Origin of the sequence: Pseudotenacibaculum sp. MALMAid0570 (assembly GCF_040151415.1) — a bacterium.
In the GTDB taxonomy this organism is placed as follows: domain Bacteria; phylum Bacteroidota; class Bacteroidia; order Flavobacteriales; family Flavobacteriaceae; genus Polaribacter.
In genome coordinates, this window is sequence record NZ_JBDKWF010000045.1 from 211,783 (window position 1) to 223,223 (window position 11,441).

13 protein-coding genes are annotated in these 11,441 nt (G+C 31.6%); 4 read left to right on the forward strand and 9 right to left on the reverse strand.

Features of this window, described 5'->3' with window-relative positions; genetic code table 11:
- Positions 1-2: 2 nt before the first annotated feature.
- From AAON49_RS04155 to AAON49_RS04165, 3 genes are read right to left on the reverse strand one after another with little or no spacing between them, the layout of a single operon-like run.
- A complete protein-coding gene (locus AAON49_RS04155; protein ID WP_349552854.1) occupies positions 3-2,150 on the reverse strand; it encodes an ABC transporter transmembrane domain-containing protein in 2,148 nt (715 codons plus the stop codon).
- Between the two features lie 33 nt (positions 2,151-2,183).
- Entirely contained in the window at positions 2,184-3,425 is a 1,242-nt protein-coding gene (locus tag AAON49_RS04160; protein ID WP_349552855.1) for an NHLP bacteriocin system secretion protein, read from the reverse strand.
- Between the two features lie 31 nt (positions 3,426-3,456).
- Positions 3,457-3,696 carry a hypothetical protein gene (locus tag AAON49_RS04165; protein WP_349552856.1) on the reverse strand — a complete coding sequence of 80 codons (240 nt, stop codon included), beginning with the start codon at positions 3,694-3,696 and terminating at the stop codon, positions 3,457-3,459.
- Positions 3,697-4,044: 348 nt separating this feature from the next.
- Here AAON49_RS04165 and AAON49_RS04170 point away from each other — a divergent pair, with 348 nt between their 5' ends.
- Together AAON49_RS04170 and AAON49_RS04175 are read left to right on the forward strand one after the other, a co-directional pair.
- Positions 4,045-4,542: a cupin domain-containing protein gene (locus tag AAON49_RS04170; RefSeq protein ID WP_349552857.1), complete on the forward strand. Its 498-nt coding sequence runs from the start codon at positions 4,045-4,047 to the stop codon at positions 4,540-4,542.
- 15 nt (positions 4,543-4,557) lie between these two features.
- Positions 4,558-4,920, forward strand: a complete 363-nt coding sequence (locus AAON49_RS04175; RefSeq protein WP_349552858.1) for a hypothetical protein — start codon at positions 4,558-4,560, stop codon at positions 4,918-4,920.
- A 46-nt stretch (positions 4,921-4,966) separates the two neighbouring features.
- On the opposite strand, the gene AAON49_RS04180 is transcribed toward AAON49_RS04175, so the two are convergent.
- The 6 genes from AAON49_RS04180 to AAON49_RS04205 form a co-directional block, all read right to left on the reverse strand.
- The gene (locus AAON49_RS04180) at positions 4,967-5,224 is read right to left on the reverse strand and encodes a DUF6952 family protein (RefSeq protein ID WP_349552859.1); all 258 of its coding nucleotides are present in this window, start codon (positions 5,222-5,224) and stop codon (positions 4,967-4,969) included.
- 6 nt (positions 5,225-5,230) lie between these two features.
- Positions 5,231-5,536, reverse strand: coding sequence for a thioredoxin family protein (locus tag AAON49_RS04185; RefSeq protein WP_349552860.1), 306 nt, complete (start codon positions 5,534-5,536; stop codon positions 5,231-5,233).
- A gap of 68 nt (positions 5,537-5,604) precedes the next feature.
- Positions 5,605-6,246, reverse strand: a complete 642-nt coding sequence (locus AAON49_RS04190; protein ID WP_349552861.1) for a peroxiredoxin — start codon at positions 6,244-6,246, stop codon at positions 5,605-5,607.
- A 154-nt stretch (positions 6,247-6,400) separates the two neighbouring features.
- On the reverse strand, positions 6,401-7,564 hold the full coding sequence (locus AAON49_RS04195; protein WP_349552862.1) for a sigma-54-dependent transcriptional regulator: 1,164 nt from the start codon (positions 7,562-7,564) through the stop codon (positions 6,401-6,403).
- A gap of 21 nt (positions 7,565-7,585) precedes the next feature.
- Positions 7,586-8,908 carry an ABC transporter permease gene (locus AAON49_RS04200; RefSeq protein ID WP_349552864.1) on the reverse strand — a complete coding sequence of 441 codons (1,323 nt, stop codon included), beginning with the start codon at positions 8,906-8,908 and terminating at the stop codon, positions 7,586-7,588.
- 4 nt (positions 8,909-8,912) lie between these two features.
- The gene (locus tag AAON49_RS04205) at positions 8,913-9,842 is read right to left on the reverse strand and encodes an ABC transporter ATP-binding protein (RefSeq protein ID WP_349552865.1); all 930 of its coding nucleotides are present in this window, start codon (positions 9,840-9,842) and stop codon (positions 8,913-8,915) included.
- Positions 9,843-9,969: 127 nt separating this feature from the next.
- On the opposite strand from AAON49_RS04205, the gene AAON49_RS04210 reads away from it, so the two are divergent.
- A complete protein-coding gene (locus tag AAON49_RS04210) occupies positions 9,970-10,866 on the forward strand; it encodes a T9SS type A sorting domain-containing protein (protein WP_349552866.1) in 897 nt (298 codons plus the stop codon).
- Between the two features lie 107 nt (positions 10,867-10,973).
- A complete protein-coding gene (locus AAON49_RS04215; RefSeq protein ID WP_349552867.1) occupies positions 10,974-11,438 on the forward strand; it encodes a MarR family winged helix-turn-helix transcriptional regulator in 465 nt (154 codons plus the stop codon).
- Positions 11,439-11,441 lie beyond the last annotated feature (3 nt).

Below are 11,441 nucleotides of genomic sequence, written 5' to 3' on the forward strand. Positions count from 1 at the left end.
TCCTAAGAGTTTTTCACTAATTTGTAATACAATCCTTCTGAATCTTTCATTAACTCTTCGTGATTACCTCTTTGAATTACTTTTCCTTTTTCTAAAACAATAATTTCATCAAAATCCTTGATAGTTGTTAGCCTGTGGGCAATAGTTATTATAGTACAATTTCGTTTGCGGAAATTGTTCATCACTAATTTTTCTGTTTCAGTATCTAGTGCAGATGTTGCTTCATCTAAAAATAAAATTGAAGGATTGGTAATTAATGCTCTTGCAATCTCTAAACGTTGTCTTTGCCCTCCACTAAAATTTCTCCCATCTGGCGCAACTTTTGCCTGATAACCTCCATCTCTTTCAGAAACAACTTCATGTATTTCTGCATCTTTAGCAGATGTAATAATTTCAGAATTACTAATTGCTCTATTCCACATGGTAATATTATCAGAAATTGATCCTGTAAAGAAAAATGTTTCTTGATCTACTGTTGATAAAGAGTTTCTAAAAACATCTTTATTAATCGTATTTATAGGTTTTTCATCATATAAAATTTCTCCTGATAATGCAGGATATAAACCTGAAATAACCTTCAGAAGTGTAGATTTTCCAGAACCTGAACCTCCAACAAAAGCAATTCTTTTGCCTGGGTGTGCTTTCAGAGAAAAGTTTTCGATTAAGGGTTTTCCGAATTTATTGTAGCTGAAAGAAAGGTTTTTTACTTCTAATTTCCCAGTAAGTTTGGCATTTGAAGGAGTTATAGCACTTATAGATTCTTTGGTACCATCATTACAAAAAGCATCAACTGGTTCATCAAGCGAATCTATTAAGTTATTTATATTCCCTTTATTGAGTTGTACATCTCCTGTAAAATCAACCAAACTTTTTACTGGATCTGAAAAGCTAGCAAAAAAGCTTTGTAAAGCAATAAATACTCCAACAGTTAATTCTCCTTTTATAATTAGAAGTCCACCTAATAGCAATATTACTACATTGTTTAATTGAGAGATAAAATCAGGTAAAACAGTAAGTATTCTTGAAGTTACTCCTAACTTTTGATTGTCGTTAATCGCTGAGATTAAATGACTTGACCACAAAGAGAAAAAATCATTTTCTGCACCTGAAGCTTTCAAGGTTTCTATCTGTTCTATTCCAGTAGTTGCAATACTAAATGTTGCTTGTTGTTTTTGAAATAATGCTTGGTTAAGAGCCGTTCTCTTCGCAGAAAAATAACGCAATGCAAAAATATTAATTACCATTATCAATACACCTACAAGAGATAAAATCCAATTGTATTTTAACATTACAATTCCGTAAAAAAGCACAGTAAGCAGGCTTAAAATCATTTGGGTAAAACCTCTTGTTAATAAGGTTGCAATTGCATCATTGAGCCCAATTCTTTTGACAGTTTCTCCTGTGGGATGGTTTTGAAAATAGGTATACGGAACCTTCAAAATATGCATTACAAATTTTGCAGATTCTACCAAGCTTGATTTTAATTCTACTCTTAAAAGAATCCACTGTTGTATATAAACCAATAAACATCCAAAAATTAGAAAAATGCTAAGAACAGTTAGCAAAGGGTGAAACCATTGATTCTGTGATAATAAAATAATGTCATCAAAGAATAGTTTATTTAAAGCGGGTATAATTATGGCAGGTATTAGCAGAATAAATCCGGCTATTAGTACATATCCGATTCCTTTTATGTTGGGTTGTATTCGTTTTTTAAGTTCATCATAAAAAGAAGAACTTTCTTTTAGCAGTGTAAATTTGTTTCCTGGAACAGCAATAAGCGCCTCTCCTCCGTAAACTTCTTTGAGCTGCTTTTTGGTGAGTTTTTCTTTTCCTTTTTCTGGGTTATGAATCAAATAATACTCTTTCGTTTTTTTTACAACTAGCAGAAATTTCCCAGAAAATGTTTTAATAATAAATGGAGCTGAACTAGATATTTTCTCAATTTCAGATTTTGAATGCTCTGCATTGAATCCAAATCTTATAGCAGTTTCATGTAAGTTTTTAACTGGAATTTCATCATTTCCAACATCACAAGCACTTTTTACAGTATTCAACTTTGGAAATGAACCATAGTGTCCCAAAAGCATTGCTAAACAGATGGCACCTGACTCTCCTTGATTGGATTGTAAAAATATGGGAGTTTTCATGATAGTTTGAAATAACGTTTACTCCTATTTACTTTATTTAAAGTAATCTTTAAAGATTGGTAATAAATAGTCAATTGGAGCTTTTTCTTTAACATTCACAAAAGCTCGTGTCATTTGACCAGGGAATATTTTATAAGGAGGTCCTTTTTTATTTGACCATTCAAAACCACTAATTGTGTTTGAATCGATGTTTAATTGGACAATTACTTTATAAACTGCTCCTTTTGATTCTATTAAGCTAACCAAATCTGGGTTTTGCAAATCATTAACCAAGCTATTGGTTGAAGAAACAAGCTGACTAACTTCTAATACATTTCCTTTTAACCATCCATACAAATTATGATCAACATTGAAAGGCTGAATATCTACATGCATCCCTTTAGTAATTACTTCATTTGAACTAAATGGTATGTATAAGTTAAGTACATAGTCTTTATGCGCTTCTTCGTCTTCATTAATTACAGCCAGAGTTAACTCTGGTGAAACTACATCACCTTCTTTGGCATTTATTTGCCTGATTATACCATTAGTTTTTGCTTTTATTTCTGTTCTTAACTTGAACTCTTTTGTAATATCTTCTAAATATTGTTCTAAGATTAAAATTTGATTCTCGATATCTTTTTCAGAAATATCTTTACCTAAACTCCATTCTTCTGTATTTAGCGAAATAAGGTATAATTGTTCTTGTAGTGCAGTTCTTTCTGACTTGACAGCTGTTAGATCTTTTTGAGTAGAAAAATATTGAGAAAAAGTGATTAGACCTTTATCATACATTTCCTTTTCTTGAGAAACTTTATTTTCTAAAAAAGCAACTGTTTTTTGATTGTCTTTTAATCTTTCTTGAAGTCTTTTTTCTCCAAGATCATCAATCTTATTTTTTATAGATGTATTCTTGTTGTTTCCAGATAGAAGTAAATCTCTTTTAACTTTTAACTGTTTGATAGTTGCCTTGGTTTCTATAATCTTACTTTCCATCTCTGGTTGTTTTACCGTAAAAATTATATCACCAACATTAACAGAGTCGTTAACTTTCGCTTTTATTTTCTCAATTTCACCTCCATAAAGAACATTAACTCTATGCAAGCCTTTTTGAGTGCTTATTTCTCCTATACCTTCAATTTTTTGAGGAATAGAGCCAAATATGCCCCACACGATAGTAACAAATGCTGCTATAACAAACGCGACCAATACATATGAATATAATGGTCGCGTTATTACTAGTGCTTTAAACAACAAGTTGTCACTATTATTTGTAGCACCGTTAGTTTTTTCCATAAAAATGGTAATGATTAAAAATAATTGCATCTTACAGAGATAATTTACTCTTAAGTGCATCACGATCTGCTTGAGACACAGGGCAAGTTACCTGACCATTAGCATTTTTATATTGGCTAATGTCGTGATTTTTAATCGCTTGCTGAACAGCTGGATTTGAAAGCCCGTTCTTTACGAAGTTTTCAATTACATTTTGCGCAGCAGGGTGGTTTTTTAATGCTTGCAAAGCTTCAGCACTAATGCTTGGCGGTGTTAAATTTGAATTTCCCATTTGAGTTTAAAATTTAAGATTTAATAAGTTTTAAAGATAATAAATTATATATGAGAATCTAAATTACCTATTAAAGTTATTCAATTTTTTTTCTTGCACAGAGTAATAATAAACATTTAATTATTTGATTTTCAACAACTTAATTTAATTAATTTTATTTCAAATTAATAATCACATTCCAAGTTTTTAGTATAAAATGAATGCAAAAGCTACTCATAAACAGGTACTTTTACCTATATATATTTTTCTTAAAAAGTCCTCTTATTCTAGTTAGCAGATAGTTGATGAAAAAAAATACAGTTCGTATTTTAATTATTGATACTTTTAAAAAAGTAAAATAAAAAGAATTTGACAGCACAAAATATTATTAACAAGTTAGAGCTTCAAGAGCATCCTGAGGGTGGTTATTTTAAAGAAACATATAGAAGCTCTGGAGTAATTCCAAACAATGTTTTAAGTACTAACTTTAAAGGTGACAGAAATGAATCTACCGCCATATATTTTTTATTAACTTCTGAAAAATTTTCTGCTTTTCATAAAATTAATCAAGATGAAGCATGGCATTTTTATAAAGGGGCTCCTTTAAAATTGCATATCATTTCTAAAGAAGGAAATTATTCTTTTATAATGATTGGTAATGATTTGGAAAATGGTGAAGTTCCTCAGTATGTTGTGAAAGGTGGCGATTGGTTTGCTGCCGAAGTTTTGCAAAAGGATGCTTACACTTTGGTAGGTTGCACTGTAGCTCCTGGTTTTGATTTTGCAGATTTTGTGTTGCCAAAAAGAGAAGAAATGATTAACCTTTTCCCAACTCATAAAGAAATAATTACGAAACTAACTCGGTAAAATCTAAAAATATCTATGATTCAATTTGAAGATTTAATCTTACAATTACTAATTCTTATTATCCCAACTACTTTGGCTTTTGTAGGTGCTTTTCGCTACATGAGACTTCATAAAAATACATCTAGTAAGTTAATTACTTTAGGTTCTGTACTTATTCTACTAACTTGGTTAGAGCTTTTTGTACTTGAGCCTTTGGTAGTTAGAAAATACTTTCTTTTTGAAAACAGTTTCTTTCAGTATTTAACTATGACTATGGGTGCAGTTGGTTACATTTCTTTTTTTGTAGGTTTTTTCTTACTTACAAGAAAATTAGTTCGTGAAGAACAAGGGAAAACAAATAAGAATGACCTTGACAGTATTGATAATATTGGGAAATAAAAAAACCGAGCTACTAGCTCGGTTTTATATATTCAATAAATTGTATTTACGAATCTATAGATCCCAAAACTCTTTTCATAAAAGAATTTAATGCTTCTTTCTTAGGAGTTCCTTCTTTTACCATTTTGTCTACCTCAATTGCTCCATACATATTGGATATCAATTCTCCGATTACATCCAATTCTTCATCTTTTAACGATGGTACTTCTGTTAAGGCTTCCAAGGTTTCAATGGCTTCTAACACATAATCCTGATCGTTCTCTTCTATGAAGTTTGTAAGATGTTTTATAACTGGTAATTTCATGATCTATTATACTTCGTCTACTAATTCTTTTAATACTTCAAACTTGTTTGTTTGCACCTGATTTTTAAAACTTCCGTTGGTAAAGGTTGCAAATGTTGGCAAATTATTTACCGTAGCAAGTTTTCTACTTTCAGGAAATTTCTCAGCATCAGCAATCACAAAAACAGCATCTTCGTTTTCGGAAGCTAATTTTTTAAATTTAGGCTTCATAATTCGGCAGTTTCCACACCAAGTTGCCGAAAATTGAACAACAACTTTTGAGTTATCTGCAACTATTTGTGCTAAATTATCTTGGTTTAATTCCTGTACCATAATTAATTATGAATTTTAAATTATGAATTACAAATCCTACGAGTTTGCAATTTATAATCTGTAATTGTTTAGTGAGATGATAGATATTCAGCAGTTCCTTTTGCATTAGGAGCCATTGCATCTTTTCCTTCTTCCCAGTTAGCTGGACAAACTTCACCATGAGATTGTACGTGAGAATACGCGTCGATTAAACGTAAAAATTCGTTTACATTCCTTCCTACTGGCATATGATTGATTCCTTCGTGGAATACTGTTCCTTCTTCATCAATTAAGTAAGTAGCTCTGTAAGTTACATTATCTCCTACTACTTGAACGGTATCTGTTTCTTCGTCATATCTTTCATCCGTAATATCTAAAATTCCTAAGATGCTAGATAAGTTTCTATTACTATCAGCTAAGATTGGGTATGTTACTCCTTCAATACCTCCATTATCTTTAGAAGTGCTTAACCATGCAAAGTGAACTTCTGGTGTATCACAAGATGCTCCAATAACAATTGTATTTCTTTTTTCAAATTCTCCTAAAGCAGCTTGAAAAGCATGCAATTCTGTAGGACAAACAAATGTGAAATCTTTTGGATACCAAAAAAGCAATACTTTCTTTCCGTTATTTTTTGCTTCTTCTAATACATTGATTTTAAATGTATCTCCCATTTCATTCATTGCATCTACTGTAATGTTTGGGAATTTTTTACCTACTGCTGTAGCCATTTCTATAAATTTTTATTGATTAATATTCTTACTTGATTTTTTTAACGATTACAAAGATATTTATTGATTGTCTCAAAAACAGAAAAGTTGATGCAAATTTTTTATTTTTGCATCAACTTTATTTATAGTTTAAATCTTTTAAAATAGATTTATCTTATTTGCTAGCGAATAGTTTTACATCGTCTTCAGAAACTTCTTGTTCTCCTAAAATTATCAAACGCTCAACAACATTGCGTAATTCACGTATGTTACCTGTCCAATCATAACTTTGTAATAACTTAATTGCTCCTTTAGAAAACTCTTTTTTAGCCGTTCCTTGTTCTTGGGAAATCTTGTTGGTAAAAAAGTCTACCAACAATGGAATATCTTCTCTTCTATCATTTAATGCAGGAACCTTAATTAATATAACTGCTAATCTATGATACAGATCTTCTCTAAAACGTCCTTCGGCAATTTCTTTCTTTAAATCTTTATTAGTAGCAGCAACCACTCTCACATTTACTTTAATGTCTTTGTCGCTACCAACTCGTTGTATTCTATTTTCTTGTAAGGCACGCAATACTTTTGCTTGCGCAGATAAACTCATGTCTCCAATTTCATCTAAGAAAATTGTTCCACCATTGGCAGCCTCAAACTTTCCAGCTCTATCTTTATTTGCTCCAGTAAAACTTCCTTTTACATGTCCAAACAATTCACTTTCTATCAATTCAGAAGGAATTGCCGCACAGTTTACTTCAATCATTGGAAGTTTAGATCGTTCTGACTTTTCATGCAACCAGTGCGCAACCAATTCTTTTCCTGTACCATTAGGTCCAGTAATTAAAACTCTAGCATCTGTAGCTGCAACTTTTTCAATTATCTCTTTAATATGGGTGATGGCCTTACTCTCTCCAATCATTTGATAATTTTTGCTCACTTTTTTCTTAAGTCGCTTATTCTCTACCACTAATACTTTTCTATCCAAAGCATTTCGTACAGTATTTAGCAATCTATTTAAATCTGGAGGTTTTGAGATATAATCAAAAGCTCCTAAGCGCATTGTATTCACAGCAGTATCAAGATCTCCATGACCTGAAATCATCACAAAAGGAATTTCTGGTTTAATTTTTTTCGCTTTTTCTAATACCTCAACGCCATCCATTTTTGGCATTTTAATATCACACAAAACCAAATCATAGTCCTTGTCTTTGATCATCTCTATTCCTGTTAACCCATCTTCAGCTTCTTCAACTTTGTAGGCATCATTTTCTTCAGAAATAATTTTTGTTAACACTCTGCGAATTGCAGCTTCGTCTTCTATGATGAGAATCTTACTCATACTTTGTTTAATTTTGATTAGTTACCCTTTATACTTCAACCACTTATACAGGTCTTTATAGGTTGGTTTTTTACCATACATCAAGATTCCTACTCGGTAAATTTTGGCCGCAAACCAAACCATGAATACAAAAGTAATCAATAACAATGCCATAGAAATCAAAATTTCATACCATGGTACACCAAAAGGAACTCTCATCAACATAACTATTGGAGAGGTTAATGGTATGATTGAGAATATGGTAGAAATAGGTCCGTTTGGATCATCAATTACAGTTGCAAACCCAATATAAACTCCTAAGATTAATGGCAACATAATAGGAAGCATAAATTGCTGAGTGTCTGTCTCATTATCTACTGCAGCTCCTACTGCTGCAAAAACAGAGCTATATAAGAAATAACCTCCTAAGAAGTAAAAAATAAATAAAAAGAACATTTTAAGGAGTGGTAATTTTTGCAATTCTCTAAACAATTGTTCTCCTCCACTCGCCGATTCTTGCTTAATTACTTCCAACTGTTCAGGTGTCATACCAGAAGTCTGTGCTTCCATCATATCTACTCCAAAAATTGATGATGCCACAATACTTAAAATCATCATAATTACTCCCCAAATAAAGAATTGCAATAATCCTGCTGAAGCATTTCCAATGATCTTTCCTAACATCAATTGGAAAGGTTTTACTGAAGAAACAATGACCTCTATAATTCTACTTGTTTTTTCTTCGATAACACTTCGCATTACTGATGTTCCGTAAATTATGACAAACATCATTAGGAAATAACCAGAAATAGCTCCAGCTCCAATCTTAATCCAGCTTCCCATTTTAGAAGATTTCTCTCCAGAGAAATTATTGAGTTTAATATTGGCATTGAACTCAGAAGATTTTAAGGCTTCCCTATCTATATGTAAACTGTTAAGTCGCGTATCTCTCAGTTTTCTTTCTACCTTTCTCTCAATAGATTCAATTGTTCCTACACTTGGTGATGAATTAGAATAAAACTCTATAGAAGAAGCAAGCAGTTCTAGGCTATCTTGTTTAGGGATATAAATCAACCCATAAAAATCTCCATTCTTTACTTTATCTTTTGCTTCCTCTAATGTTAAGTTAGAATAATCTTCATACTTAACTGTTTTTCTATCTTTAAAATCTGTTTTCTCGAATAGTTGAGATTGATTTACATAGGCAATGGTTTTTATTTTCTCACTATTCTTTTTACTTAAAAAGAAGATTAAAAACCCTATTCCTACCATCAATAGAGGGCTTAAAAAAGTCATCACTATAAAGGATTTGTTTTTAACCTTTGCTCTAAATTCTCTTTGTATAATTAGTTTTAACTTGCTCATCTCCTTAACTATTTTTGTTTACCGCTTGAATAAAAATATCATTGGCATCAGGTACCAATTCTACAAAATGTTGTACTTGCCCTTGACTTGTTAAAAATGATAGTAAATCGTTTGGACTACTACCATTTTTTAGTTTTACATTCAATCGTAAACCCTCATTTAACAATTTAAAATCCGCTGATGAAACTTCAAAATTCTCCTTCAACTTCGCTTCAACTTCACTAACGTTTTTTGTCTCTAAACCAACTTGAAAAGTATTAGAACGAAATTCTCGTTTGATATCATCTAATTTTCCTTCCAAAATTTTATTAGATTTATCAATCAAAGCGATATAGTCACACATCTCCTCTACTGATTCCATTCTATGCGTAGAAAATATAATTGTGGCTCCTTCATCTCTTAACTGTAAAATTTCTTTAGCAATTAATTGGGCATTGATAGGATCAAATCCAGAGAAAGGCTCATCAAAAATCAACAATTTAGGACGATGCATAACCGTAACTATAAACTGTACTTTCTGTGCCATTCCTTTAGAAAGCTCTTCAATTTTTTTGTTCCACCAAGAATACACATCAAACTTCTCAAACCAATATTTCAAGCGTTCTTTGGCTTCCTTTTTACTCAATCCTTTCAACTGAGCTAAGTACATTGCTTGCTCTCCTACTTTCATACTTTTATACAAACCTCTTTCTTCGGGCAAGTAACCAATATGTTCAATATGTTTAGGATGAAGTTTCTCGCCGTCTAAGATTACAGATCCACTATCGGGCATTGTTATTTGATTGATAATTCGAATCAAGGATGTTTTTCCAGCTCCATTTGGTCCTAGAAGACCAAAAACACTTCCTTTAGGAACATGAATAGACACATCATTTAATGCTGTATAATCTCCATAGGTCTTTACAACATTATTTATTTCTAATAAATTACTCATTTTGATTAGTTGATTTTTATTTTAAATCGAGTAGTACAAATCTACTGATTTCATAGTGATTAGTAGAAAGTATTCATAATGTGTTACAATTTTTTTGTAACTTTCAAATTATCAACATTTTGCTACTATGAAAAAGTTTTTCCTAATATTCATTTTATCGTTATTTTTTAGCGTGACTAACTATGGTCAAGATTATGAACCTATGTTGAAACCTGGTTCTTTTTGGGATGTGGATACAGACGATGCCGCAGGGTTTTGTCATTATAATGAACGAAGATATTTAATTGATTCAGACACCTTAATCAATAACATACAATATAAGAAAGTAAAGATTCTTCCATTTCATGGAGACCCAAATCCTGATTGGCCTGATAACTGTATTATCCCTCCTTATGAAATATATAGCAACGATTTTTCCTATGCGGAGTTTTATTTACGTGAAGACATTGCAAATAAAAAAGTATATATATGGACGCATGACTTTGAAAATCCTAATGATTTTAAAGAGTATACCTTGTACGATTTTAATGTAGAAACAGGAGATGAAATAGAAAACTCATACCATGCATGGGGGGCATCTATGAATGTAATCAATGTTGAAGTCAATTCAGAAGGTCGGAAAGTTGTAATTGTGGGCGGTGCAGTCTATGAATACATAGAAGGTATAGGTACGGAAACAGTGGTGTTTAACAGCGATCATAATATTATAGGAGGTCCTACACATAGATTAATTTGCTGGGGAAATAATAGTAATCAAAATGGCTGTACTCCAGTTTTGAGTATAGAAGACTACCGACTTTCTCAAATTAAAGTTTATCCCAATCCAACTGCTGGCAAAATATCATTCTCCAATCTAGAGAACAATACTTTTAAACTCTATTCTGTTTTAGGAAAGGAAATGTCTTTTCAATTCTCACAAGAAAATCAAGAAATGGATATTTCTCATTTACAACAAGGAATTTATTTCCTAGAAATTCGAGGAACTCAAAACTCAAAACGAGTGGTTAAGGTTATTAAAAACTAATTTCTCAACTCTCTTTTTTCAACATTTGTTACATAAAAAATACTATGCACGCATAATTTTTACCTATTTATTATGCATGCATAATAAATTTTTATATCTTTGACACAATGGATAAAAGCAAATCAATAGATCATCAGTTAAGAGCCACATGGCAAGCGGTTGCAAAGTTGTATAACGAGCGTGCAGCTAAACATGATAGCACAATGGCAACAGCCTTTGTATTACTTAACATCGACTATGAAAAAGGAACTCCTTCTACTGCACTAGGACCTTTGATGGGTATGGAACCAACAAGTCTTTCAAGAATTTTAAAAACTATGGAAGAAAAAGGGGCTATCATCCGTGAAAAGAACCCTGACGATGGAAGAAGTGTTATTATCAAATTAACTGATTATGGAAAAAAAATGAGAGAAGTCTCAAAAGAATCTGTAATCATTTTCAATAATAAAATAAGAGAGTTTGTTTCTGAAGAAGAGCTTGAAGCTTTTTTTAAAGTAACATCTACAATTAATAAACTTATAGCTGAAAAAATGATTTACCAAGAAGGTAGTATCAAAGAACCAGCTGTTTAAATC